The 24081-nt window shown below is 66.6% G+C and carries 23 protein-coding genes; 15 read left to right on the top strand and 8 right to left on the bottom strand.

The genetic code is table 11. The annotated features are described in order from the left end of the window. Positions 1 to 9 precede the first annotated feature (9 nt). Complete coding sequence (ggt, locus tag TPAU_RS12735) at positions 10 to 1986, bottom strand: gamma-glutamyltransferase (protein WP_013127168.1); 1977 nt, start codon at positions 1984 to 1986, stop codon at positions 10 to 12. A 70-nt stretch (positions 1987 to 2056) separates the two neighbouring features. Next, positions 2057 to 2470 carry a M15 family metallopeptidase gene (locus TPAU_RS12730; RefSeq protein ID WP_013127167.1) on the bottom strand — a complete coding sequence of 138 codons (414 nt, stop codon included), beginning with the start codon at positions 2468 to 2470 and terminating at the stop codon, positions 2057 to 2059. A 243-nt stretch (positions 2471 to 2713) separates the two neighbouring features. Here TPAU_RS12730 and rapZ point away from each other — a divergent pair, with 243 nt between their 5' ends. The 10 genes from rapZ (at position 2714) to TPAU_RS12680 (ending at position 13123) form a co-directional block, all read left to right on the top strand. Then, on the top strand, positions 2714 to 3571 hold the full coding sequence (rapZ, locus tag TPAU_RS12725; protein ID WP_041945030.1) for an RNase adapter RapZ: 858 nt from the start codon (positions 2714 to 2716) through the stop codon (positions 3569 to 3571). After that, a complete protein-coding gene (locus TPAU_RS12720) occupies positions 3568 to 4530 on the top strand; it encodes a gluconeogenesis factor YvcK family protein (RefSeq protein ID WP_013127165.1) in 963 nt (320 codons plus the stop codon). The genes rapZ and TPAU_RS12720 overlap by 4 nt, the downstream gene beginning before the upstream one ends. 58 nt (positions 4531 to 4588) lie before the next feature. Continuing rightward, positions 4589 to 5575 carry a DNA-binding protein WhiA gene (gene whiA, locus TPAU_RS12715; RefSeq protein WP_013127164.1) on the top strand — a complete coding sequence of 329 codons (987 nt, stop codon included), beginning with the start codon at positions 4589 to 4591 and terminating at the stop codon, positions 5573 to 5575. A gap of 34 nt (positions 5576 to 5609) precedes the next feature. Next, complete coding sequence (locus tag TPAU_RS12710; protein WP_013127163.1) at positions 5610 to 6251, top strand: hypothetical protein; 642 nt, start codon at positions 5610 to 5612, stop codon at positions 6249 to 6251. Between the two features lie 162 nt (positions 6252 to 6413). After that, on the top strand, positions 6414 to 7430 hold the full coding sequence (gap, locus tag TPAU_RS12705) for a type I glyceraldehyde-3-phosphate dehydrogenase (RefSeq protein ID WP_013127162.1): 1017 nt from the start codon (positions 6414 to 6416) through the stop codon (positions 7428 to 7430). Positions 7431 to 7442: 12 nt separating this feature from the next. Further along, complete coding sequence (locus tag TPAU_RS12700) at positions 7443 to 8681, top strand: phosphoglycerate kinase (RefSeq protein WP_013127161.1); 1239 nt, start codon at positions 7443 to 7445, stop codon at positions 8679 to 8681. Then, positions 8678 to 9460 carry a triose-phosphate isomerase gene (gene tpiA / locus TPAU_RS12695; protein WP_013127160.1) on the top strand — a complete coding sequence of 261 codons (783 nt, stop codon included), beginning with the start codon at positions 8678 to 8680 and terminating at the stop codon, positions 9458 to 9460. Before TPAU_RS12700 ends, tpiA begins: the two co-directional genes overlap by 4 nt. A gap of 69 nt (positions 9461 to 9529) precedes the next feature. Then, positions 9530 to 9766 (top strand): preprotein translocase subunit SecG, encoded by a 237-nt coding sequence (gene secG / locus TPAU_RS12690; protein ID WP_041945029.1) that lies wholly within the window; start codon positions 9530 to 9532, stop codon positions 9764 to 9766. A 119-nt stretch (positions 9767 to 9885) separates the two neighbouring features. Then, positions 9886 to 12651 (top strand): phosphoenolpyruvate carboxylase, encoded by a 2766-nt coding sequence (gene ppc, locus TPAU_RS12685; protein ID WP_013127158.1) that lies wholly within the window; start codon positions 9886 to 9888, stop codon positions 12649 to 12651. 28 nt (positions 12652 to 12679) lie between these two features. Continuing rightward, positions 12680 to 13123, top strand: a complete 444-nt coding sequence (locus TPAU_RS12680; protein ID WP_013127157.1) for a limonene-1,2-epoxide hydrolase family protein — start codon at positions 12680 to 12682, stop codon at positions 13121 to 13123. 7 nt (positions 13124 to 13130) lie between these two features. Here TPAU_RS12680 and TPAU_RS12675 read toward each other — a convergent pair whose 3' ends face one another. Both TPAU_RS12675 and TPAU_RS12670 read right to left on the bottom strand, forming a co-directional pair. Then, positions 13131 to 14723: a serine/threonine-protein kinase gene (locus tag TPAU_RS12675; RefSeq protein ID WP_013127156.1), complete on the bottom strand. Its 1593-nt coding sequence runs from the start codon at positions 14721 to 14723 to the stop codon at positions 13131 to 13133. A 95-nt stretch (positions 14724 to 14818) separates the two neighbouring features. After that, positions 14819 to 15967, bottom strand: coding sequence for an acyl-CoA dehydrogenase family protein (locus TPAU_RS12670; RefSeq protein ID WP_013127155.1), 1149 nt, complete (start codon positions 15965 to 15967; stop codon positions 14819 to 14821). A gap of 161 nt (positions 15968 to 16128) precedes the next feature. On the opposite strand from TPAU_RS12670, the gene TPAU_RS12665 reads away from it, so the two are divergent. Beyond that, positions 16129 to 16527 carry a site-specific integrase gene (locus TPAU_RS12665; protein ID WP_049825841.1) on the top strand — a complete coding sequence of 133 codons (399 nt, stop codon included), beginning with the start codon at positions 16129 to 16131 and terminating at the stop codon, positions 16525 to 16527. On the opposite strand, the gene TPAU_RS12660 is transcribed toward TPAU_RS12665, so the two are convergent. Next, positions 16502 to 18328: an AAA family ATPase gene (locus tag TPAU_RS12660; RefSeq protein ID WP_013127154.1), complete on the bottom strand. Its 1827-nt coding sequence runs from the start codon at positions 18326 to 18328 to the stop codon at positions 16502 to 16504. The two genes, TPAU_RS12665 and TPAU_RS12660, sit on opposite strands and share 26 nt — an antisense overlap. Positions 18329 to 18568: 240 nt before the next feature. Between TPAU_RS12660 and TPAU_RS12655 the strand changes: the two genes are divergently transcribed. From TPAU_RS12655 to TPAU_RS12640, 4 genes are read left to right on the top strand one after another with little or no spacing between them, the layout of a single operon-like run. Beyond that, positions 18569 to 18916 (top strand): YbaB/EbfC family nucleoid-associated protein, encoded by a 348-nt coding sequence (locus tag TPAU_RS12655; RefSeq protein WP_083773842.1) that lies wholly within the window; start codon positions 18569 to 18571, stop codon positions 18914 to 18916. Next, positions 18913 to 19218, top strand: a complete 306-nt coding sequence (locus TPAU_RS12650; protein ID WP_013127152.1) for a type VII secretion target — start codon at positions 18913 to 18915, stop codon at positions 19216 to 19218. Before TPAU_RS12655 ends, TPAU_RS12650 begins: the two co-directional genes overlap by 4 nt. Beyond that, positions 19215 to 20144: a WXG100 family type VII secretion target gene (locus TPAU_RS12645; protein ID WP_013127151.1), complete on the top strand. Its 930-nt coding sequence runs from the start codon at positions 19215 to 19217 to the stop codon at positions 20142 to 20144. Before TPAU_RS12650 ends, TPAU_RS12645 begins: the two co-directional genes overlap by 4 nt. 17 nt (positions 20145 to 20161) lie before the next feature. Further along, complete coding sequence (locus TPAU_RS12640; protein ID WP_013127150.1) at positions 20162 to 20854, top strand: VOC family protein; 693 nt, start codon at positions 20162 to 20164, stop codon at positions 20852 to 20854. A 7-nt stretch (positions 20855 to 20861) separates the two neighbouring features. On the opposite strand, the gene pgl is transcribed toward TPAU_RS12640, so the two are convergent. Genes pgl through zwf form a run of 3 tightly spaced genes read right to left on the bottom strand, consistent with a single transcriptional unit; the run spans position 20862 to position 24075 of the window. Then, entirely contained in the window at positions 20862 to 21626 is a 765-nt protein-coding gene (pgl, locus tag TPAU_RS12635; protein WP_013127149.1) for a 6-phosphogluconolactonase, read from the bottom strand. Continuing rightward, on the bottom strand, positions 21623 to 22540 hold the full coding sequence (locus tag TPAU_RS12630) for a glucose-6-phosphate dehydrogenase assembly protein OpcA (protein WP_013127148.1): 918 nt from the start codon (positions 22538 to 22540) through the stop codon (positions 21623 to 21625). The genes pgl and TPAU_RS12630 overlap by 4 nt, the downstream gene beginning before the upstream one ends. Continuing rightward, positions 22537 to 24075, bottom strand: a complete 1539-nt coding sequence (zwf, locus tag TPAU_RS12625) for a glucose-6-phosphate dehydrogenase (RefSeq protein WP_013127147.1) — start codon at positions 24073 to 24075, stop codon at positions 22537 to 22539. The genes TPAU_RS12630 and zwf overlap by 4 nt, the downstream gene beginning before the upstream one ends. Positions 24076 to 24081: the final 6 nt, after the last annotated feature.

Here is a 24081-nt window from a genome sequence, read left to right as displayed (position 1 = left end):
AGCGGGTCGTTAGCCTCCGCCGAGAACGATTCCTTCGCGACGCGGGTCGACACCGCCCGCGTAGACCCCGTCCTGCTTGACGATGGCCGACAGACCGGACACCTGCGGCACCATATTGAGCTGATGACCGAGTGCCCGAAGCTCGTCGGCGACCTTCGCTCCCTCCGCGCTCGACACCGCCGGATGCTCGGTGCCCAGGTTCGTCTTCGGCGAATTCGCCGCCCCGAAGTTCGCCATGGACACCGCCTGTTGCGGGTTGAGCTTCCAATCCGTGAGCCCGATGATCGTCTTGATCACGTACTGAATGATCACCGCACCGCCGGGGGAGCCGAGGGCGCCGAGCACCTCGCCGCGCCGGCCGTCTGAACCGCGCGCGAACAGGAGGGTCGGTGACATCGAGCTGCGCGGGCGCTTGTTCGCCTCCACCCGGTTGGCCACCGGGGCGCCGGTGGAATCGACCGGCTCCGCGGAGAAGTCGGTGAGCTGATTGTTCAGCAGGAAGCCGTTCGTCATGTGGTACGAACCGAACGCCGACTCGATGGTCGTCGTCATCGAGGCCACGTTCCCGTACTTGTCGAGCACCGTGATGTGACTGGTCCCGTGCTCGGGTGTGGTGGTGACGCCGGGCGTTGCCGTCGGCAGATCACCGGCCCTGGCAGTCCCCATCGACTTGTTCGGATCGATCAGCTTCGCGCGGCCCTGCAGGTACGCCGGATCGACCATGGCCGCCGGTGATCCGCCTGGGAGTGGGACGAATGCGGGGTCGGCGATGTACTTGTCGCGGTCGGCGTAGGCCAGCCGCTCGGCCTCGGAGATCAGGTGAATCGCCTTCGCGGTGGGCACCCCGCCGTCGGGCCCGGGGTCGGAGCCGCGCTGGGCCGCCGGCCCCAGGTCGGTCAGGTCGAACGAGTTGAGGATGCCGAGCGCCTGCGCCACCGTGATCCCGCCCGACGACGGCGCCGGCATACCGCACAGCTCGCGGTCGCGGTACGGGGTGCACACCGCTTCGCGGACCTGCACCTGGTAGTTCGCGAGATCCTCCAGGGTCATCGTTCCGGCGGTGCGCCCGCCAGTGGTATCGCGCACCGAATCGACGATGGACGCAGCGATTGCACCCGTGTAGAAGGCCTTCGCGCCCTCCGAGGCGACGGCGCCGAGCGTCTTCGCGTACGCGGGATTGACCAGCTTGGTTCCCGCCTTCTTCGGCGCCCCGTCGGGCTCGAGCAAGTAGCCCCGCAGATCAGCGTCGTTCGCGAAGTTCTTCGCCTCGTCGGCGATCGCGCCCGCCAAGCGGTCACTGATGTCGAAGCCGTCGTCGGCGATCCGCACCGCGGGGTCGAACAGTTCGCGCCACGACTTCTGGCCGTGTTCGCCCTGGACGGCCTCGAGGAGCCGGAGTGCACCGGGCACGCCGATCGCCCGGCCGGAGGAGCGGGCGTCCGGTTTTGGTGCGCTCTGGTCGTCGGGAGACACCCACCGCAGGTAGTTCTGATCGGCGCTCGACGGCGCGGTCTCGCGGCCGTCGTAGGCCTGGATCTTTTTCTGCTTCGCGTCGTAGTAGAGCAAGAAGGCTCCGCCCGCGATGCCCGAGGACTGAGGCTCCACGAGCCCGAGAACAGTCTGCGCGGTCACCAGGGCGTCGGCGGCCGTGCCTCCTGCGGCGAGTACCTCGCAGGCCGCACGGGTGGCGATCGGATTCGCGGTGGCCACCGAATAGTCCTTGGTATAGGTCACGGGCAGGCCGGACCGGTATCCCGACGCTCCCTCCGGTGTGGTGCTGATGTCCTTGGGACCGGTGGGCGACGCGGTCGCCGACGGTGTGAACATGGTGCCCTGCGCGCCGGTCGCGGCACATCCCTCGGCCGCCACCGCCGCGGTCGACGACGGTGCGCCGCCGGAGCCGGACGTGCCACATCCGGCGAGCACGAGCGGGACGACGAAAACGGCCGCAGCGGCGGACTTCAGGCGGGGATGCGGACCGGTCATGGGGAGCCTCCAGGCGCTCGACGATGCTGGTCAACCTAGCATCGCCGCGAGACCGGCGAAGGCTTTCCGATCAGCGCAGCGACGCGTCCGGCACCGTCGGCGGACATGCGTGACCGGGTGTGGTCGCGAGCTCGAAGTGCCACCACTCGTTGCCGAACGTGCGGCACAATCCCCAACGATACCCGTTGTCCTGCAACCACACCGCGCCCTCATACGGCCCGACGTCGACGGCATCGCCGGTCACGTGAGTGGACTCGCCGGGTGGTAGCACCCAGCGTCGCGCGGCCTCGGGTGAGCCGTATCGGTCGAGGCCGTCCAGCCATAGCCACTGCTGCTGCGCCCAGGTTCGTTTGCCCGATGTGATGGACAACGGCACACCTGCGGTGCTCGCGCTGTGGAGGGCGGCCGCATAGGCACGCGCGAGGCCAGGGGAGAGCCCGGCGGCGGTATCCGCAGTTGCCCACGGTGCCGCGGTCACTGCCATCGCCGTGCCGAGTCCGAGGCGCAGGAGTGGCCGAAGAACACGCACTGTCCGACTCTAACTCGCCGGAGTCGGGCGTCCACGGCCCTCCCGACCTCGGACACCTCCCGTCCGGGCGCATCGGTGGCTACTCTGAATCCGAACGATTCCGCCGCGCGATGAGGAGAGACGACCGTGCGCCCAACCGGGCACCAGGACACCGACACCGGAGAGCGGACCGTCGGGGAGCATCGCAGCGACGGACCCATGGACGTGCTGCTGGTGACCGGTCTGTCCGGCGCCGGGCGGGGCACCGCCGCCAAGGTGCTCGAGGACCTCGGCTGGTACGTCGCCGATAATCTGCCGCCGGCACTGATCGGCAAGATGGTCGACATCTCCCTTGCCGACGAATCCCGCATCCACCGCCTGTGCATCGTCACCGATGTGCGCAGCCGCACCTTCACGGGAGACTTCGCCGACATCCGGCGCGAACTCGCGGAGAAGGAGATCGAACCGCGCGTGTTGTTCCTCGACGCCTCGGATCAAACGCTGATCCGCCGGTTCGAGCAGGTACGCCGCAAGCATCCGCTGCAGGGAAGCGGCACCCTCGCCGAGGGGATTGCGGCGGAACGTCATATTCTGCAACCGATTCGATCGACCGCCGACCTCGTGGTCGATACTTCGAACCTGTCGGTCGCGCGCCTGCGGGAGAACATCGAGAACGCCTTCCGCACGCTGCGGTCGGGCACGGTGACGGTGACGGTCGAGTCGTTCGGATTCAAGAACGGCATCCTGCTCGATGCCGACATGGTGATGGATGTGCGCTTTCTCCCGAATCCCTTCTGGATCCCCGAACTCCGTCCGCTCAACGGTCTCACGGATGAGGTCTCGGACTACGTGCTCGGGCAGCCCGGTGCCTCCGAATTCCTGGACACCTACGCCGAACTCATCGAGCCGGTGCTCGACGGTTACCGCCGTGAGGGCAAGACCTACCTCACGATCGGCGTGGGCTGCACCGGTGGGAAGCACCGCAGCGTGGCCATGACCGAAGAATTGGTGCACCGGCTGTCCGACCGTCCGGGAATGGAAGTGCGTGCAGCGCACCGAGATCTGGGGCTCGAATGAGTGCGCTGAAGGTAGCCGCGCTGGGCGGCGGACATGGACTCTTCGCCACCCTGCGCGCGATGCGGACGCTCGATGCCGATATCACCGCGATCGTCACCGTCGCCGACGACGGCGGCTCGTCGGGCCGGTTGCGCACCGAGCTCGGCATCATCCCGCCCGGTGATCTGCGAATGGCGCTGGCAGCCCTGATGCCCGACGACGACCGCGGCGAGTTCTGGGCGGGAATCCTGCAGCACCGCTTCGGCGGTGGCGGTGCCATGGCCGGCCACCCGGTGGGCAATCTCCTGCTCGCCGGGCTGTGCGAGGTGCTCGGCGATCCGGTCGATGCGCTCGACGCGCTGGTGGACCGGTTCGGTATCGAGGGACGTGTGCTGCCGATGGTGCCCGGTCCGCTGCGGATCGAAGCGGATGTCACAGGGCTGGAGGAAGATCCGCGACTGTCCAGGGTGATTCGGGGGCAGGTCGCAGTAGCCGTTACCCCCGGACAGGTGCGCCGGGTCCGCCTACTTCCATCGCATCCGGAGGCGTGCGTCGATTCGATCGAGGCGATCCTCGGTGCCGACGTGGTCACCCTGGGGCCCGGATCCTGGTTCAGTTCAGTGATCCCCCACGTGCTCGTTCCCGAGCAACTCGATGCCCTCAAACGCACGTCGGCGCGGCGGGTGCTCATCCTCAATCTGGCGCCGGAGCCGGGAGAGACGGTGGGGTACTCGCCCGAGCGGCACCTGCACGTTTTGGCGGCGCACGCCGATGGCCTGCAATTCGACGATGTGATCGTCGATGCCGAGACGGTGCCGCCAGGACCGGAGCGTGAGCATCTGGTGCGCGCCACAGCGCTGCTCGGTGCCCGCCCGCATTTCGTCACCGTCGGCGTTCCCGGAACGCATCAGCACGACCCTGCCGCACTGGCAGCCGCGATCGGGGATGTGGCCTACAGTGAATCCTCAGGCACTCAGTAGTTAAACTCTTCTGTCTTTGTCCGCCCGCCCGATCACGTCCCCTAGGAGGAGTCCCGCCGTGGCGTTGACATCCCAGGTCAAGGATGAGCTGAGCAGGCTCTCCATCACGCAGGTGAGTTGCCGCCGCGCCGAGGTGGCCTCTCTGCTGCGCTTCGCGGGGGGACTGCACATCCAGGGCGGCAGGGTGATCGTCGAGGCGGAGGTCGATATGGGCATCATCGCTCGCCGTCTCCGCAAGGAGATCCTCGATCTCTACGGTTACAACTCCGATGTCCACGTGCTCAGCGCAGGTGGCCTCCGTAAGGCGGCCCGGTACATCGTCCGCGTGGTCAAGGACGGCGAAGCGCTCGCGCGACAGACGGGACTGCTCGATATGCGCGGGCGGCCGGTGGTGGGGCTGCCGTCGCATATCGTCGGCGGGTCCGTCGGCGATTCGGAAGCGGCGTGGCGCGGCGCCTTCCTCGCCCACGGGTCTCTGACCGAACCCGGCCGCTCCAGCGCCCTCGAGGTTTCCTGTCCCGGGCCCGAGGTGGCGCTCGCGCTCGTCGGCTGTGCTCGCCGCCTCGGCGTCACCGCGAAGGCACGCGAAGTGCGCGGCGCCGACCGCGTGGTGGTCCGCGATGGCGAGGCCATCGGCGCGCTGCTCACCCGGATGGGTGCCAACGACACCCGGTTGGTGTGGGAGGAGCGCCGGATGCGGCGCGAGGTACGCGCCACCGCCAACCGCCTCGCCAACTTCGATGACGCCAACCTGCGCCGCTCCGCCCGGGCCGCCGTCGCGGCCGCCGCGCGCGTCGAGCGGGCGCTGGAGATCCTCGGTCCCGACGTCCCCGATCACCTCGCGCAGGCCGGTTCGCTGCGGGTGCAGCACCGTCAGGCGTCCCTGGAGGAGCTCGGTCAGCTCGCCGACCCGCCGATGACCAAGGACGCCGTGGCCGGCCGCATCCGCCGCCTGCTGTCCATGGCCGACAAGCGCGCCGCCGCCGACGGTGTCCCGGATACCGAATCCGCCGTCACCGCGGACATGCTCGACGACGGAGAATGAATTGTCGATCCACTGATGTGGATATAGTCGGCGTGTGAGCGAACCCGAGTCCGGCAGCGCCAGCCGTCGTGGTTGCCTCGCGGCGGTCAGTGCGGTCGTGGCGGCGCTTCTGCTGTGGGTGCTCGTCGTATTCAGTCCAGATCTGTATGGCAGGTTCCGCGCGGGCGAGTCGGCGGCTGACCGGTGGTTGGCAGTAGCGACGGGGGCGTTCGCCGCGTTCCAGCTGTTCTTCCTGGCGACGGCCTACGGCTACGCCGCCATGGCGTCGGTACGGCGCCTGTACTGGTGCGCGCACCGCCGCAAGGCCGTCAAGCGGTGGCGGCGAATAGCCTGGGCTGCGGGAATCGGTCCCGTCCGGCGGTGGGCGGCGCTCCGGGCGGGGACCAACGCCCCGACGAAGCAATCGATCAAGCGTCTGTGGAAAGCGAGGACCCCTGCGTGGTTGGGGCGCGGGCTCTTTCTCCTCGGTTTTGCCGCCACGATCGGCGCTTGGGTGGACATGGGAGCCGATCTCGCGGACCCGCCGATCGGCATATTCGGCTTCGTGATCCTGGCGCTCGTCGTCCTCGGTGACGACCGGACGCCCAGCGTCTTCGAATCGACCACCCTCGGCAAGCACGCGCTGCGGCTCGGCCACGATCCGGACTACGTGCCCCGTCACGCCCGTACCGACTGATCCGTTCCCGGCGGGGAGCGGGACACCCGGGGAGTTCGCCCGGAAATGTCCGAAGCTAGGCGAAGAAAGTGTGACGAGCACGAAGTCCCTGCTCCCTGCCGGTGCGAATGTGCCACGCGATAGGGTGTGGTGACAGGCACACCCAGTCGAAGGAGCAGTTAAGTGACGGTTCGCGTTGGCATTAATGGTTTCGGTCGGATCGGCCGTAACTTCTTCCGCGCGGTGGCGGCCCAGAAGGCATTGGGCACCACTGATATCGAGATCGTGGCGGTCAACGACCTGACCGACAATGCCACTCTGGCTCACCTGCTGAAGTTCGATTCGATCCTCGGCCGCCTGGATGCGGACGTCACCGCCACCGGTGACGAGATTCGCGTCGGCGACCAGGTGATCAAGGCGCTCGAGGTCCGCGAGGGCCCCGCCGCTCTGCCGTGGGGCGATCTGGGCGTCGACATCGTCGTCGAGTCCACCGGAATCTTCACCGCCCGCGAGAAGGCCAAGGGTCACCTCGACGCCGGCGCGAAGAAGGTCATCATCTCGGCGCCCGCGTCGGACGAGGACATCACCATCGTGATGGGCGTCAACGACGACAAGTACGACGGCAGCCAGAACATCATCTCCAACGCCTCGTGCACCACGAACTGCCTCGGCCCGCTGGCCAAGGTCCTCAACGACGAGTTCGGCATCGTCAAGGGCCTGATGACCACGGTTCACGCGTACACCCAGGACCAGAACCTGCAGGACGCGCCGCACAAGGACATGCGCCGCGCCCGCGCCGCCGCGATCAACATCGTGCCCACCTCGACCGGTGCCGCCAAGGCGATCGGCCTGGTGCTGCCCGAGCTCAAGGGCAAGCTGGACGGATACGCCCTGCGTGTCCCGATCCCCACGGGCTCGGTCACCGACCTCACCGCGCAGCTGGCGAAGAAGGCCTCGGCCGAGGAGATCAACGCTGCCCTCAAGGCCGCTTCCGAGGGCAAGCTCAAGGGGATCCTCAAGTACTACGACGCGCCGATCGTCTCCTCGGACATCGTCACCGACCCGCACAGCTCGATCTTCGATGCCGGCCTCACCAAGGTCATCGACGATCAGGCCAAGGTCGTGTCCTGGTACGACAACGAGTGGGGCTACAGCAACCGCCTCGTCGACCTCGCCGGCCTCGTCGGCAAGTCGCTCTAAGCGGTCGTCGGCGTGAGTTCCGTTTCCACGCTCTCCGACCTCCTCGCCGAGGGCGTCGAGGGACGCACGGTACTGGTCCGTAGCGACCTGAACGTGCCCCTCGACGGTGACCGCATCACCGATGCCGGGCGCATCGTCGCGTCGGTGCCCACCATCAAGGCCCTCGCCGAGGCGGGCGCCAAGGTGATCGTCACCGCGCATCTCGGCCGCCCCAAGGGCGCACCCGATCCCGCGTTCTCCCTCGCACCGGTGGCGAAGGAACTGGGGGAGCGGCTCGGCCGCAACGTCCAGCTCGCGGGTGATGTAGTGGGCCAGGATGCGCTCGCGCGCGCCGAGGGCCTCACCGACGGTGACGTGCTGCTGCTCGAGAACGTGCGCTTCGACGCGCGCGAGACCAGCAAGGACGACGCCGAGCGGGAGGCGCTGGCGCGCGATCTCGCCGAGCTCGTCGACGTCTCCTCGCATGCCGGACCCGGTGCCTTCGTCTCCGACGGCTTCGGTGTGGTGCACCGCAAGCAGGCCTCGGTGTACGACGTGGCCAAGCTGCTCCCGGCCTACGCCGGCCAGTTGGTCGATGCCGAGGTCCGCGTCCTCGCACAACTCACCGAGAACCCGTCGCGTCCCTACGCCGTGGTGCTCGGCGGCTCGAAGGTCTCCGACAAGCTGGGCGTGATCCGGGCCCTTGCGCCGAAGGTCGACACCCTGGTGATCGGCGGCGGTATGGCGTTCACTTTCCTTGCAGCGCAGGGTTACTCGGTGGGCACCTCGCTGCTGCAGGAGGACCAGATCGACACCTGCAAGCAGCTGTTGCAGGAGTTCGGTGACGTGCTGCACCTGCCGATCGACGTGGTCGTGGCCGATAAGTTCGCCGCCGACGCCGCGTCGAAGACCGTCGCGGCCGACGCGATCGAGGATGGCTGGATGGGCCTCGACATCGGCCCCGAATCGGCCCAGCGCTTCGGCGCGGTGCTGACCGAGGCGAAGACGGTGTTCTGGAACGGTCCCATGGGCGTCTTCGAGTTCCCGGCGTTCGCCGCGGGAACCAAGGCAGTCGCCGAGGCGGTCATCAAGGCGACCAGTAACGGAGCCTTCACCGTGGTCGGCGGCGGCGATTCGGCCGCAGCCGTGCGCACCCTCGGCCTCGACGAGGACGGCTTCAGCCACATCTCCACCGGTGGTGGGGCGTCGCTGGAGTACCTCGAGGGCAAGGAGCTCCCGGGGCTCCAGGTGCTGCAGAGGGGTGACACATGAGCCGCAAGCCGCTGATCGCCGGCAACTGGAAGATGAACCTCAATCACCTCGAAGCGATCGCGGTGGTTCAGAAGCTCGCTTTCGCGTTGCCGGAGAAGTACTTCGCCAAAGTCGATGTGACGGTGATTCCGCCGTTCACCGATCTTCGCTCGGTGCAGACCGCGGTCGACGGAGACGGTCTGCTCATCACCTACGGTGCGCAGGATCTGTCTCCGCACGACTCCGGCGCGTACACCGGCGATATCTCCGGGGCCTTCCTGGCGAAGCTCGGCTGCACCTATGTGGTCGTCGGACACAGCGAGCGCCGCACCATCCACGGTGAGACCAACGAGATCGTGCTCGAGAAGACGAAGGCCGCACTGCGTCACGGCCTGACTCCGATCGTGTGCATCGGCGAGGGCCTCGACATCCGTGAGCAGGGCACGCATGTGGAGTACAACATCGAGCAGCTCAAGGGTTCGCTCGCCGGCCTCACCGCCGACGAGGTGTCGAAGATCGTGATCGCCTACGAGCCGGTCTGGGCAATCGGGACCGGTAAGGTCGCGACCCCCGCCGACGCCCAGGAGGTGTGCGCCGCAGTGCGTGCCACCATCGCGGAGATCGCGTCGGCAGAGGTGGCCGCGGGGATCCGCGTCCTGTACGGCGGCTCCGTGAGCAGTAAGAACGTCGGAGAGCTCGTCGCTCAGCCCGATGTGGACGGCGGCCTGGTCGGCGGTGCCTCGCTCAAGCCCGACGAGTTCGCGGCGCTCAGCGCGATCGCCGCCGGCGGACCGCTCTGACCGAGCGGGCGCATCGCCGGTCCGCCGGTGACACGCCCCCACTATGTAGACTGGATCCTCGTGGAAACATTGCAGCTGGTGCTGAAGATCGCCATCGTCGTGCTGAGCGTGCTTCTGGTGGTGCTCGTTCTGCTCCACCGCGGTAAGGGCGGCGGCCTGTCGTCGCTGTTCGGCGGCGGCGTCCAGTCGTCTCTCTCCGGTTCGTCGGTGGTGGAGAAGAATCTCGACCGCGTGACGATCTTCGTGGGCATCGTGTGGACCGTGTGCATCATCGGCGTCACCCTGAGCATCAAACTCAGTTCCTGACGCTCACGACTTCGAAGGCGCCGTGACCCCAGTGGGGCACGGCGCCTTCGTTTTTCCGCGGCCGGTGTGTGCCGGACCACAGTGGGCGTGCTTGAGACGATTCGTTCATACTTATCGTCATGACCAGTGAGCCCGCGCGCGCAGCAACAGAACCCCTCCGTGACGACATCCGTCTGCTCGGCGGGATCCTCGGGGACACCGTCCGCGAACAGGCCGGCGAGCGCATCTTCGACTTGGTGGAGAACGCCCGCCAGGAGTCCTTCCGGGTACGGCGCTCCGAGATCGACCGCGAGCAGCTCGCCGCGATGTTCACCGATCTGCCCACCGCCGAGGCGGTCCCGGTGATCCGGGCCCTCTCCCACTTCGCGCTCCTCGCCAACCTCGCCGAGGACCTGCATCGCGAACGCCGGCGCGCGATCCACGTGCGGGCAGGGGAGGCGCCGCAGGCCTCGTCGCTCGCGCACACCTACACGCTGCTGGAGGACGCGGGACTCGACGGGGACGCCGTCCGCGCCGCGCTCCGGCATGCACTGGTGGTACCCGTCATCACCGCGCATCCCACCGAGACCCGGCGCCGCACCGTCTTCGACACCCAGCATCGGATCACCGAGCTGATGCGGTATCGGGACCGCACTCAACTCGATCCCCGCGAGGAGGAGCAGGTGCAGGTGAATCTGCGCCGGCAGATCCTCACCCTGTGGGACACCGCCCTGGTGCGGCTGGAGCGGCTGCGGATCCAGGACGAGGTGGTCAACGGACTGCGCTACTTCGACGCGGCCTTCCTGGAGGTGATGCCGCAGATCAACCACGAGATCCGCACCCGCCTGCGCGAGTTGTACCCGGGCACCGGCCTGCTGTCCGAGCCGATTCTGCGGCCCGGCTCGTGGATCGGCGGCGACCGCGACGGCAATCCGTACGTCACCGGGGAGGTGGTCACCATGGCCTCCCGCCGGGCCGCCGCCACGGCGTTGGAGCACTACCTGCGACAGCTGCTCGAACTGGAGAAGGAATTGGCCCTCAGTCTGCGCCTGACCACCGTGTCCGACGAGTTGCTCGCCCTCGCCGAGTGGGATACCTCGCCGAAGCAGGCCGACGAGCCCTACCGTCGCGCGCTGCGGTGGATTCGCGGCCGTCTCTCCACGACCGCCGCCGACCTGCTCGACGAGCCGCTGGACGCGGGGATCGATATCGATGCTCCCCGCTACGGCGGACCGTCGGAACTGCTGGCCGATCTCGCCGTCGTGGACGCCTCCCTGCGCACCGCGGGCGACGGCCTGATCGCCGATGCGCGGCTGCAGGACCTTCGGGAAGCCTTGAACACCTTCGGTTTCCACCTGTCGGGCCTTGATATGCGGCAGAACTCGGACGTCCATGAGGAAACCATCTCCGAGCTATTCGCCTGGGCCGGCGTGCATCCCGACTACGCCTCGCTCGACGAGTCTGACCGCGTGCGCCTGCTCACCGATGAGCTGCGGCTGCGCCGCCCCCTGGTGGGGCCGGGCGCCGAATTCACCGAGCAGACCGCGAAAGAACTCGGTGTGCTCCATGCCGCCGCCGACGCGGTCGCGAACCTCGGCCCTGGTGCCGTGCCGAACTACATCATCTCGATGTGCACGTCGGTATCGGATCTGCTGGAGGCGGCAGTGCTGCTCAAAGAGGCAGGCCTGCTCCGGCCGGGAGATGGCTCCGCTGCCGACGCGGTCGCGACCTGCTCGGTGAACATCGTCCCACTGTTCGAGACCATCGAAGATCTGCAACAGGGGGCGGCGACGATGCGCGCGGCCTTCGAGGTGCCGGTGTATCGATCGCTGGTGGACGGCAAGGGCGGACTGCAGGAGATCATGCTGGGCTACAGCGACTCCAATAAGGACGGCGGCTATCTCGCGGCGAACTGGGCGCTGTACCGCGCCGAACTCGACCTCGTTGCGATGGCCCGCGACGCCGGGGTCACGCTGCGCCTGTTCCACGGTCGTGGCGGCACGGTGGGGCGCGGCGGCGGCCCCAGTTACGACGCGATCCTGGCGCAGCCGCCCGGCGCGGTCCGCGGCACGCTGCGACTGACCGAGCAGGGCGAGATCATCGCGGCGAAGTACGCAGAGCCCGCACTCGCCACCCGCAACCTGGAATCGCTGCTCGCGGCGACGCTGGAGTCCACCCTGCTCGACGTCGAGGGGCTCGGCGACGATGCGGAGGAGGCCTATGCCGTACTCGATGAACTCGCCGCTCTGGCGCGCGAGGCCTACGGCGATCTGGTGCACCGCACCGACGGTTTCGTCGAATACTTCACCACGTCGACGCCCGTCGAGGAGATCGGCTCGCTGAACATCGGGTCGCGACCCAGTTCGCGTAAGCAGACCTCGAAGATCTCGGACTTGCGGGCGATCCCCTGGGTGATGGCCTGGTCGCTCTCGCGGGTCATGCTCCCCGGCTTCTACGGCACCGGCGCCGCCATCGAGAAGTGGATCGACGGCGGTCCCTCCCGCCTGGAGCAGTTGCGTGCCTTGTACCGCCGCTGGCCGTTCTTCCAGACCGTGCTCTCGAACATGGCGCAGGTGCTGGCGAAGTCCGATCTCGGGCTGGCGGCGCGGTACGCCGAGCTGGTGCCCGATGCGGCGCTGCGTGAGCGGGTGTTCGGCAAGATCGCCGACGAGCATCGCCGCACCATCGAGATGTACTACGCGATCGCTGAGACCGACGACCTGCTCGCCGATAATCCCGCGCTCAAGCGTTCGGTGTTCAACCGGTTCCCGTATCTGGAACCGCTCAACCACTTGCAGGTGGAGCTGTTGCGCAGGTACCGCGCCGGAGACACCGATCCGCAGGTCCAGCGCGGCATCCTGCTCACCATGAACGGTCTCGCAACGGCACTCCGGAATTCGGGATAGCCATTGATCCGGCGGGTACCGTCGAGACATGACTGAGGTTGCTGTCCTGGACGATCAGGCGACGGTGCGCAAGTTCCTCGCCGACCTCGCGGACGCGCGTGTCGAAGACGCGCTCGCCGCCTTCGACGAGAACGTGGTCTACACGAACGTCGGCCTGCCGACGTTACGCGGCCGGAATCAGGCGGGGCGGGTGGTGAAGCTGCTCGCGAAACCCGGCCTGGGGTTCGGCGTCGAGCTCACCTCCAGTGCCGCCGAGGGCGGTACGGTGCTCACCGAGCGGATAGACGAGCTGCGGGTGGGACCGTTCCGGATGCGATTCTGGGTGTGCGGCAGGTTCGATGTGGTCGATGGCCGGATCGTGTTGTGGCGCGACTACTTCGATAACCTCGACGTCTTCAAGGGAATCATCCGAGGGGTGCTCGCCCTGGCGATCCCCGGTGTTCAGCGCCCGATGACACCGATCACGCGCTGACGCGCGCTCACCTCTGGGTGGTGCCCTCGGGCCCGCGGGTATCGGATATCAGCTTCGCGAAGCAGTGCGCGTTATCGAGTCCTTGGGAGCGGCACCAGCCGTTGGCAGGATCCGGTGTGTCCCAGCTCTGCCCGGCGTAGACGGGTACCCAGAAGATCTTGTTGGTGCTGAATACGGTCCAGTCCGGGCTGAAGAGCACCCGGACATCGCCGAATCGCTGGTCGAAGTAGCCGATCTCGCCGAGGATATCGGCTTCGTACCAGGTCTTCCCGTCGTCGGTCGCACCCGCGAACTTCGACGCGAGCTGTGCGACCCACCGATTGTTCAGGGTCGCCTTGGCGACCGGAAGGTCGGTGGCGGCGCGGCTCTGGAGCGCGACGCGAGGGTCGACTTGCGGGGCTGTGGTCGGCGGTGTGGTCGCTTGCGCAGCCGTCCCCGCCGTGGTCTGCGACGGTGCGGAGGCGGTCACCGTTGCCGTGCTCGCGGCGGGCGATGATCGCCGGTCGGTGAGTGCCAGATAGCCCAGAACCGCGGTCGCACCGACCAGGACGGCAGCGACCACGGCGAGGACCGGCACCATCCGGCTGCGCGATGGCGGTGTCGCCGGCGCACGGTCCGCCGGTGGATATGACGGTGCGACCGGGTAACTCGGCGGTGGAGCCGCCGGCGGGGAGGTGACGGTGCGCGGTCGCGGTGCAGAGATCACCGTCGGGTCGGACCGGCCCGGGACGGGGCGAATCTGCGTGGCCACCGAATCGGTGGGTCCGGGGCCGGCCCCGGCGACTGCGCGACGTGCCGCCGCTGCGAGTTCTCCGCACGAGGAGAATCGTGCTGCCGGATCCTTCGCCATCCCGCGAGCGATCACCTCGTCCATGGCGGGTGGCACGGCCGCTTCCGCGGAGGGCCGTGGGATGGGCGAGGCGAGGTGTTGTTTCACCATCGCGCCGAGGCTGCCACCGCGGTACGGCGGATGGCCGGTGAGTGCCTCGTACAAGACGCAGGTCAGCGAGTACACGTCGCTCGCGACGGTAGCCGAGTCACCGTCGAACCGCTCCGGTGCGGCATAGGCCTGCGATCCGACGAAGATCCCGGCGGATGTCATCCGCGACTGCGTATCCGTCACTGCCAGACCGAAATCGAGCAGGTAGGGAAAGCCCGCGTCGGTCAGCTCGATGTTCGCGGGCTTCACGTCGCGATGCACCAGCCCCTTGGCGTGTGCGGCGTCGAGTGCACCGGCCACTTGATCGACGAGGGCGACGGCGCGGCCGGGCGGGAGCGGACCGTCGCGCAGCACCTCGGACAGATTGCGCCCCTCGACCAACCGCATGTCGATGTACAGCACGCCGTCGATCTCGCCGAAGTCGTGGATCGGGATGACGTGCGGATCGGAGAGCCGGGCCACCGTCTGCGATTCCCGGGTGAATCGCTCGCGGAACTGCGGATCCTGGGAGGCCGAGACGTGCAGGAGCTTGAGCGCCACATCGCGGTCTCGGCGTTCGTCGTGCGCGAGGTACACCTCACCCATGCCGCCGCTGCCCAGGAGCGGGCCGATCGAATAGGGCCCGAGAGTGCTGCCGCTGCGTGTTCCCCTACCGCTCATGATTGCCCGCACCCCCGTCTCGCGACGATCGTAACCGGACGACGAGGGCGCCGCGACGATTCCGTCGCGGCGCCCTTCGTGGAAATCGTGCCCGGTCAGAGGGTGCGGGCGATGATCTCCTTCATGATCTCGTTCGTGCCCGCGTAGATCATCTGGACGCGGTTGTCGACCCAGAAGCGGGCCGCCGGGTACTCGGCCATGTAGCCGTAGCCGCCGAACAGCTGCAGGCATTCGGACGCGACTTCCTGTGCCCGGTCCGAGGTCCACCACTTGGCCATCGCGACGGTGGGGATGTCGAGCTCGCCCTTGACGTGCTTCTCGATGCAGTCGTCGACGAAGACCCGCGCGATGGTGGTCTCGGTGAGCGCCTCGGCGAGCTTGAACTTGGTGTTCTGGAACCCGAAGATGGGGCGGCCGAAGGCCTCGCGCTCCTTGGTGTAGCGCAGCGTCTCCTCGAAGATGACCTCCATGCCGGACACGCAGGCCTGGCCGATGATCAGGCGCTCCTGCGGCAGCTGCTGCATGAGCTGGTAGAAGCCCTGGCCCTCCTGCGTGCCGAGGAGGTTCTCGACCGGCACGTGCACGTCATCGAAGAACAGCTCGGAGGTGTCCTGGCCCTTCTGGCCGATCTTGTTGAGGATGTTGCCCTTGCGGAAACCTTCGCGGTCGGCCTCGACCAGGATCAGCGAGATGCCCGCGGCGCCCTCGTCGGGGTTGGTCTTGCACACCAGGACCACGATGTCGGCCTGCTGACCGTTGGTGATGAAGGTCTTGCTGCCGTTGATGACGTACTCGCCGCCGGTCTTGATGGCGCGGGTCTTCACGTTCTGCAGGTCCGAGCCGGTGCCGGGCTCGGTCATCGCGATGGCACCGACGGCCTCGCCGGAGGCCATCTTGGGCAGCCACGCCTGCTTCTGCTCCTCGGTGCCGTACGCGAGGATGTAGTGCGCCACGATGCCGTTGTGCAGCGACACACCCCAACTGGTGTCGAAGGCCTGAGCCTGCGCGGCGATCAGCACCGACTCGTGCCGGAAGTCGCCGCCACCGCCGCCGTACTCCTCCGGGATCGACAGGCACAGCAGGCCCAGCTCGCCGGCCTTGTTCCAGAGGTCACGGTCGACGTGGTGCTGCTCGGCGAACTTCTCGATATGGGGGGTGAGTTCCTTCGCGAGGAACTTGTCCGCGAGGTCGCGGAGGGCGTCGAGCTCATCGTTCATCCAGCTCGAGCGGCGGCGTGCGGCCATGGGAGACCACCTTTCTGCAGTCGGATCTGCGGAGGGTTGCTGCCACACACTTAATCAGACCGCCCTGACCAGAAACAAGCACGGGTGCATGTTCCTGCGAAACCGCCAGGTGAGAGAGTTCTGCTCAGCTCCTATCATCGGTGCCGCGGTGCGGCCAGCGGATGACCCCAGTGGAGCAGGCCGCCGCACTCACGGTCCACGAGGCAGGGGAGCGGCTGGCGTTCGACTGGGCTGAGCCGATCCACCACAAGGTCTACTACAAGAACGTATACCGGCCCGCGCTGTTGCGGGCGAGCCTTGCGCTCGATGCGGACGGGGTGCGGCCGATCCCGGCGAACACGACGGCGCATAGCCTCCGGCACACCTACGCGAGCTTCTGCGTCAGTGCGGGCCTGCCCCCGAAGCAGATCGCCGGCTACATGGGCCACAGCTCGACCGTGGTGACGATGGAGGTGTACGCCCACCTATTCGAGGACGACCACACCGACGCTATGGCCGCCCTCGGATCGGTGTCGACCCCGCGCCGGAGCAACGTCACTCCGCTGCGGGGGTGGGGGTAGTTTGGGAATCGGATTGGGGCCTCGTCGTGCCGAGAAGTGACGATATGGCGTCCAAAGTCGGCCTGAAGTTCTCAAAAATTTCTGCTGATTTCTTCGGTTGGGCACAGACCTGCTCGCATAGATAGGTCTTCTTGATCGATTTGACCGTCGCTCCGCCACCGTAGCTGTCCGGCTTCTCTTGGATGGCATACGCGTCCTCGGTGAAGACTGAGTCGGGTAGCAGGTTCTCTACGCCTTTGCTGCAGCGAGCACCGGGTATTTGTTCTATCGGCACGATGTGTAGCTTGCCGGAGCTACTGGACGTGGCCTTGGCGTCGCAATCGTATAGAATTACGACATCCTTGGAGACGAGTGAAGGGTTGGCTCGGATGAATGATTCAGCCTTCTGCAGGCTTGAGTCGCCTGTGTTTCGGCCACCGCCTGATCCTCCAGGTTCCCCAACCCACTCAAATAGGTCGGCCAGATCATCGTAACCAAGGGCAATAGAAGCTGCTTTAAAGTAGTCTCGGTCAGTAGTGCCCCCGACCAAGATTGTTGGCGTATTCGATTCCCGGAGTCTTTGGTCTACGATTTCCTCAAACCTACGAGTGTCGTAAAAAGTCTCAAGCGCGGCCTTGAATTCTGTGTATGATTCCGCGTTGATGTTCTGACCCGAAGGTAGGTCGACGATATTGATCTTGCCTGGAAACTTGGACTCCATGCCCAATGCGAAGAACGGCGAGTGGCTGGAAATAATGAATTGGATACGTGGGAACATGGCGATTAGCTCAGGAAGTGCGCTCATTTGAAGTTCGATATGGATATGCGCGTCCAGTTCGTCGATGATGGCGACTCCGGTCAATTCCTCGGGAGTTATCCTGAGCTGGTCGCTGCGACGAAGTAGTGAGCCGAACACGGATAGGAGGGTGCCTTCGCCCGCTGACAGGCTCTTAAGGCCCGACCATAGGTTGACGCCGCCCTTGTGAATTCCAACCTTGGAACTGGCGTGGCGGCTGGACCAATAGAAGGCGGCATCGCTTGATCTGGTGATAGCCTTAAGTATGTTGTTGGCTTGAATGAGTGGCGTCTGACCGACCATGAACTGCGTTGTGTCGCACGTCACCACAACTTTGCTTTCTTCGGATTTCGCTAGGTATGCCGCTTCGAGCACCGGGAGTCGCGATTCTGCGAGGACGCCCAATAGCCATTGCGCGAACTCGTCGAGGCTTCGCTCAACGTACATAGGGTTATTGAGATTGTTTCTAAATCGATCCGAGGTATCAAATTTTTGATCGGGAATCGCCTCGGTGTTGAACCAGTACGGAGTCTCTGACCTGTTTGATGGGAAAAATATGTAGGCGCCGTTCCCGAACACCTGCCGCGCCGCCTCATCGTTGAGGATGATCTCTTTTGAGGATTCTTTGGCGTCCCAGTTTGCGCCTTCGAGGAGCGTGTCCGGAATTAGTGATTTAGCATCGTCGACAGAAATATCTCCGGCATTCTCCCGGTAGAAGACAGATTCGGCTCCGTTTGTGTACTTGACTATCGCAAACCCGTTGCTGGCGCCGGTGGTAACTGTGCTAGCACCTAGAATGCGGAAGTAGCTTCGTCCAAACCCTTTTAGGGTAAGTACGTCGTCGTAAACTTTGCTCGCACCTAGTAATAGAGGCTCGGCCAACGTTGAGAGAAGGTTCGTCTTGCCTGCGCCGTTGCGTCCTACAAACAAGGTCGGGATAGGCCGGTCGTTCTCGTCGACCTCAAACTTGACATAAAGATCCTTGATCGGTCCGCTGTTGTGGATGTATGCCTCGCGGGTGTACACAGGTCGCCTCCTCGCGTTCGCTCCTCCAAGTGGAGCCGCCTCATAGGTCATCTTCTCACTGAGGTCTGACAAGTAGGGTCGGCTCGCCGTACGCGGTGTCGTCGCGGTGTCGTTCGCCGGAACGGTGGCCTTCCGCCCCTCTCGCAGGTCGTCTACCTGCGAGAACAGAAAGTTGGAACCGTTCGCGGACCCGGTGCGTCTAATTGATGCGGAAGAAACCAACGAGATCGGGGGAACGAGTTGGATACGACACCGCAGGTCTGGTCGGACGCGGCGCAAGCGAATGCTGTGCTCGATCAGGCCGTCGAGGTTCGTGAGCTCCTGGCCCGGGTACAGGGCACAGGGACGAGTGCACGGGGGGATGTGCGCGTCACCGTCGGTCTGGGGGGACGGCTCACGGGGGTAGTGATCGCGGGTCGCGCAGGGGAGCTCTCGGGGGAGGCTCTCAGCGCGGAGATCATGACGGCGGCCTCCCTGGCCGAGAAGGCTGCGGCCAGGGAGGTCCACTCGATCGCTACCGAGTTCTATCCGGACCTGGACTTCTGGGATCAGTACACGGATCCATCCACGGGGGAGGCGGCGCGATGAGCGACGACCTGTGTCTCGACCCGGCTGCGCTGGAGGCACATGCCACGAAGCTCGCCCGCATCGCCAGCCAGGTGGAAGCAGTCGGGAAGGCGGCATCGCTGCGGGTGGGCGACGGTGACTACGGCGCCGCATTCGGGTGGTTCGCCTCGATCGTCAACGAGATGTTGGCCGGCACCGAGGAATCCATCAACAACCACAGGGACGACCTCCAGAAGAACGTGTCCGCATTCCGCTACACGATCAGCCACTACGTTTCGACGGACCGGTCCGGTGCGGCCGAAGTGACCCGGGCGGGGTCGTGAGCGGCGGCGAGAGCGGATTCGAGACCGTCGCGGGCGGCGTCGCCGGAATTCCGGTGGCCGAGCAGGGCGTCGATCTGGTCAACGCCGCGGCGGAGGCGCTCGACGGCGAACTGACCGGGGGTGCCGCCGCGGCAGCATTCGGCGTGGGAAGCGAGATCTACTCGGCGGCACAGGACCCGATCGGCTACTTCGCCGCTTCCGGGGTCGGGTGGGTCATCGAACACGTTCCATTCCTCAAAGACGCCCTGGATGCAGTCTCGGGGAACCCCGAAGACATCGACAGAGTCAGCAAGGAATGGAAGGAGAAGGTCGGCGAAGCGCTCGTCACCGTCGGTGACGACGTGCGCGCTGCCGCCGCGGTCACCACCGACGGGTGGAGCGGGGACGCCGGTGACGCCTACCGCAAGGCGACCGAGTCGCTCGCCACCATCAGTGACGCGATGAGTCGGTCCGCGGCGAAGAGCGCAGGCGGCCTTGCGGCGGCTGGCTCCTTCGTCGTCGAGGTGCGCAACACCATCCGTGACGAGCTGTCGAAACTGTGTGTCTGGGTCGTCGCCACGGTGGCCGCAGGAGCAGCGGCATCGGTACCGACCGCGGGCGCCTCCGTCGTCACCGCCACGAACAGCGTGCTGTATCGGGCCGCCGTCACTGCGCAGCGATTCTCCTCGCTGCTGCAGAAACTAGGGGCGAAGCTCAAGACCATGGCAACGAAGATGTCCGACCTGACCTCCGCGACACGAGCGTTGCGAGCGGCCACCAACAGCGTCGACTGGCAGGGGGCCGTGAACGCCGCCACCACGGTCGCCGGGAGTTCGCCCGTCACCGCATCGGCGAGGGAATGGGGGATTACCGGCATTGGCAGCGCGCTCAAGGTTGCGGGTGACGGTATGGCGGCGAGTGCCGCGTCGGCGCCCCCGGCGAGGTGATGCGGCAGGATGGCGGAGTGACCTCCACATCCACGCGCGACCTGGCGATCCTCGACGTCCCGCCGGAGGCGAGTGCGGCCCACGCGCGGCTACTCGGCACCGAACCGGCGGACCGCTACACCGCGGGCGGTATCGACATCGCGGTCGAAGCGCCGTCGTGGGCGGGTGCTTCCGGGATACTCGTCGCCACGGACGACGCCGCTGCCGCTGCGCGACTCATCGAACGGCGCGGCCTGCACATCACCGCCGTCGACGGCGGATTCGCCGGTGTCGCTGATGGACTCGCGCTCGGACTCGTCGGTCCGACGGCGCCAGGATCGACTCCGGGGGCGGAGATCATCGGGGTCGACCATGTGGTGCTGACGTCACCGAACAGCGACCGGATCATCGCGACCCTGTGCGGACGACTCGATTTCGACCTCCGACTCGATCGGGTGCAGAGCTGGGGCGTGCATCAACTGTTCTTCCGGCGCGGCGATCTGCTGGTCGAGGTGGTACTCGCCGAGGGCGACGATGTCGACCCGTCCGGCCCCGATGCACTGTGGGGCATCGCCTGGCGCACGACTGATGCCGATGCCACGTCCGCTCGACTCACCGACCAGGGAGTCACCGTCAGCGAGGTCCGGCGCGGCGCCAAGCCGGGAACCCGAGTGGCCACGATCAAGGATCCCGCCCTCGGCATCCCGACGATCGTTCTCGAACAGTCCTAGACTGCGGTCAGGGCAACTGCGATGCGGCGGCCGGATCCAGGTACCAGACCGTTTCCTCGGATCCGTGCGCCCCTGCGCACGGCCAGTCATCCGGATCGGCTCCGCCGACGCCCGCGGCCACTGCCTCCGCCTTCTCGGCGCCGGAGACCAGCAGCCACACCCGCCGGGCCGCCGCGACCGCGGGCAACGTCAGCGTGAGCCGGTTCGGGGGAGGCTTGGGCGAATCGTGTACGGGCACCACAGGAAGCTTCCGCTCACGCACCGCATCCGTATGTGGGAACAGTGAATTGATGTGGCCCTCGCCGCCCATGCCCAGGAGGTGCACATCGAACTGCGGCACCACGCCGTCGCCGGCCGGGACGGCATTGCCGCGCCGGGTCGCGTTCTGCGCCAGGCGCTGCGCGTACACCTGGGCGGCGAGCGTCGCGTCGCCGCTGAACTCGTCGGCGGCGGGATAGCGGTACACGTTGTCGGGGTCGATCGGCACATGATCGAGCAGGAGTCCCCGCGTCTGCAGTTCGTTGCGATCGGCGCTGCGGTCTGCGACGAACCTCTCGTCCCCGAAGAAGATGTCCACGTTCGCCCAGTCGATCTCGCGGTCGCGCAGTGCTGCGGCGACACCATTGCCATTGCTACCGCCGGTGAGCACGATCGATGCGAAGCCGCGCTCGGCCTGCGCCTGTGCGATCACCGTCGCCACATCATCGGCTGCGGCGGTGACGAGCGCTGCCGCATCGTCGAACCTGCGCACCGTCGTGGTCGAATCCGTCACTCGGACACCTCCGTTCGATCAACGCCGGCCACGCCGGCCAGCGCCTTTTCGTAGATCACATCATCGTCCAGGCGGCGTAGTTCCTCGGCGAGGCAAGCCGCGACATCGCGCCGACGCACCGCGACCCGGCCGTCCGGCTGTCCGGTGCGGGTGAGTACCGCAGTCGAATTCTGGTCGAACTCCAGCGCGAGCGGGCCTCCGGGGCGGTTGAGGCGTACCCCGAAACCGCCGATCCGCCGGGACACCGGGACCCCCAACTGGGCATGAAGCCAGCCCGCTAACAGATCGGTGGCCGCACTCGAGGCGGGACCGGTGACCTCGGCGGACGTGACCTTCTCGTAGGGCGGCTGATCGAGAGCCGAGGCGAGCAGGGCCCGCCACGGCGTGATTCGCGACCAGGTCAGGTCGGAGTCTCCGGGACGATAGCCCTCCAGCCGTTCCCGGAGCGCCCCGACGCCGTCGGCCGCAGACGTGGCATCGGTGATCCGGCGCGACGCGAGCTTGCCGAGGCGATCCTCCGCCGGGATCGCGGGCGCCGATCCGGGCCACCACGCGACCACGGGAGTATCCGGGAGCAGGAACGGGACCACGACGGAAGCACCGTGATCGGCCATCTCGCCGTACAAGCGCAGCAATACCACTTCGGAGGCACCGGCGTCGCCGCCGACGCGGATCTGCGCATCAAGGCGGGTGTCTTCCGAACGTGATCCGCGCGCCAGAACGATCACCCGGCACGGATGCTCGCGCGAAGCGGAGTTGGTCGCCTCGATGGCGCTCTCCGTGGACTCGCCTTCCTCGGCCGAGATGATCAGCGTCAGGACACGTCCCAGGGCGATCGCGCCGCCGGACTCGCGCAACCGCACCAGGCTCTTGGAGACCTCCTGCGTCGAGGTATCCGGGAGATCGAGAATCATGGTCGGCGCCACGTCCTTCCGGTGCGCTCCAGCATCGCGTCGGCGGAGCTGGGACCCCAGGTGCCGGATTCGTACTCCTCCGGATGCCCGTTCGCGGCCCAATGCTCCAACGCGGGATCGAGTATCCGCCAGGACAATTCGACCTCTTCGTTCACCGGGAACAGGGACGGCTCGCCGAGCAGCACATCGAGGATGAGCCGCTCGTAGGCCTCGGGGGACGCCACGGTGAAGGCCTCGCCGTAGCTGAAGTCCATGTTCACATCACGCACCTCCATCGAGGCGCCGGGGACCTTCGAACCGAACCTGAGTGTGACTCCTTCGTCGGGCTGCACCCGGATGACGAGGGCGTTGTGCCCGAGTTCCTCGGTCATCGTGTCGTCGAAGGGCAGATGAGGTGCGCGCTTGAACACCAGCGCGATCTCGGTGACGCGGCGCCCCAGCCGTTTACCGGTACGCAGGTAGAACGGGACTCCCGCCCATCGCCGGGACGCGATCTCGACGGTGATCGCCGCATAGGTCTCCGTGGTGGAAGTGTGGCTGAAGCCGTCCTCCTGCAGGAGGCCCACGACTTTCTCGCTTCCCTGCCATCCGGGCCCGTACTGACCACGGGCCGTCGTCTCGTCGAGGGGCTCCACGAGCGATGCGGCGGAGAGCACCTTGATCTTCTCCGACTGCAGCTCCGAGGGGCGGAAACTGGTGGGCTCCTCCATCGCGACCAGCGCCATCAACTGCAGCAGATGATTCTGGATCACATCGCGAGCGGCGCCGATGCCGTCGTAGTAGCCGGCTCGACCTCCGAGGCCGATGTCCTCGGCCATGGTGATCTGCACGTGATCCACGTAGTGGCTGTTCCACATCGGCTCGAAGAGCTGATTCGCGAAGCGCAGGGCCAGGATGTTCTGCACCGTCTCCTTGCCGAGATAGTGGTCGATGCGGAACACGGACTGCTCCGGGAAGACCTCGTTCACCACGGCATTGAGCTGCTTCGCCGACTCCAGGTCGTGGCCGAACGGCTTCTCGATCACCACCCGACGCCAGCCGCCCTCCGGATTCTCCGGTCCCGCACCGTCGGCCAGCCCGGACCGCTTGAGCTGCTCGCAGACGGTGGGGAAGGCATCCGGCGGAACGGACAGGTAGAACGCGTGATTGCCGTCGGTGCCGCGGGTCTCGTCGAGATCGCGCAGCGTTTCGGCGAGCCGGTCGAACGCCGTGTCGTCGCCGAACTCGCCCTGGACGAATCGGATGCCCTCCGCCAGCCGATCCCACACTTCTTGACGGAATCCCGTGCGCGAGTTCTGCTTCACGGCATCGCGGACGATCTCACTGAAGTCCTCGTGGCTCCACGACCGCCGGGCGAAGCCGACCAGCGCGAAGCCGGGCGGAAGCAGGCCCCGATTAGCGAGGTCGTACACGGCGGGCATCAGTTTGCGGCGCGCCAAATCGCCGGTCACACCGAAGATCACCAGCGCGGACGGCCCCGCGATCCGCGGGAGCCGGCGGTCTCGCGGATCGCGAAGCGGGTTCGTCCAGGTCATCCGGCG

Origin of the sequence: Tsukamurella paurometabola DSM 20162, from assembly GCF_000092225.1 — a bacterium.
GTDB classification, from domain to species: domain Bacteria; phylum Actinomycetota; class Actinomycetes; order Mycobacteriales; family Mycobacteriaceae; genus Tsukamurella; species Tsukamurella paurometabola.
This window is presented reverse-complemented; position numbering and strand designations above follow the sequence as displayed.

What these genes read in the sequence shown, in the direction of transcription:
- ggt (WP_013127168.1), bottom strand. Translation starts at nt 1,986, where the DNA reads ATGACCGGTCCGCATCCCCGCCTGAAGTCCGCCGCTGCGGCCGTTTTC.
- TPAU_RS12720 (WP_013127165.1), top strand. Translation starts at nt 3,568, where the DNA reads ATGAGTGCGCTGAAGGTAGCCGCGCTGGGCGGCGGACATGGACTCTTC.
- TPAU_RS12680 (WP_013127157.1), top strand. Translation starts at nt 12,680, where the DNA reads ATGACTGAGGTTGCTGTCCTGGACGATCAGGCGACGGTGCGCAAGTTC.
- TPAU_RS12665 (WP_049825841.1), top strand. Translation starts at nt 16,129, where the DNA reads ATGACCCCAGTGGAGCAGGCCGCCGCACTCACGGTCCACGAGGCAGGG.
- TPAU_RS12675 (WP_013127156.1), bottom strand. Translation starts at nt 14,723, where the DNA reads ATGAGCGGTAGGGGAACACGCAGCGGCAGCACTCTCGGGCCCTATTCG.
- TPAU_RS12630 (WP_013127148.1), bottom strand. Translation starts at nt 22,540, where the DNA reads ATGATTCTCGATCTCCCGGATACCTCGACGCAGGAGGTCTCCAAGAGC.
- ppc (WP_013127158.1), top strand. Translation starts at nt 9,886, where the DNA reads ATGACCAGTGAGCCCGCGCGCGCAGCAACAGAACCCCTCCGTGACGAC.
- rapZ (WP_041945030.1), top strand. Translation starts at nt 2,714, where the DNA reads ATGGACGTGCTGCTGGTGACCGGTCTGTCCGGCGCCGGGCGGGGCACC.
- zwf (WP_013127147.1), bottom strand. Translation starts at nt 24,075, where the DNA reads ATGACCTGGACGAACCCGCTTCGCGATCCGCGAGACCGCCGGCTCCCG.
- TPAU_RS12730 (WP_013127167.1), bottom strand. Translation starts at nt 2,470, where the DNA reads ATGGCAGTGACCGCGGCACCGTGGGCAACTGCGGATACCGCCGCCGGG.
- TPAU_RS12650 (WP_013127152.1), top strand. Translation starts at nt 18,913, where the DNA reads ATGAGCGACGACCTGTGTCTCGACCCGGCTGCGCTGGAGGCACATGCC.
- TPAU_RS12670 (WP_013127155.1), bottom strand. Translation starts at nt 15,967, where the DNA reads ATGGCCGCACGCCGCCGCTCGAGCTGGATGAACGATGAGCTCGACGCC.
- tpiA (WP_013127160.1), top strand. Translation starts at nt 8,678, where the DNA reads ATGAGCCGCAAGCCGCTGATCGCCGGCAACTGGAAGATGAACCTCAAT.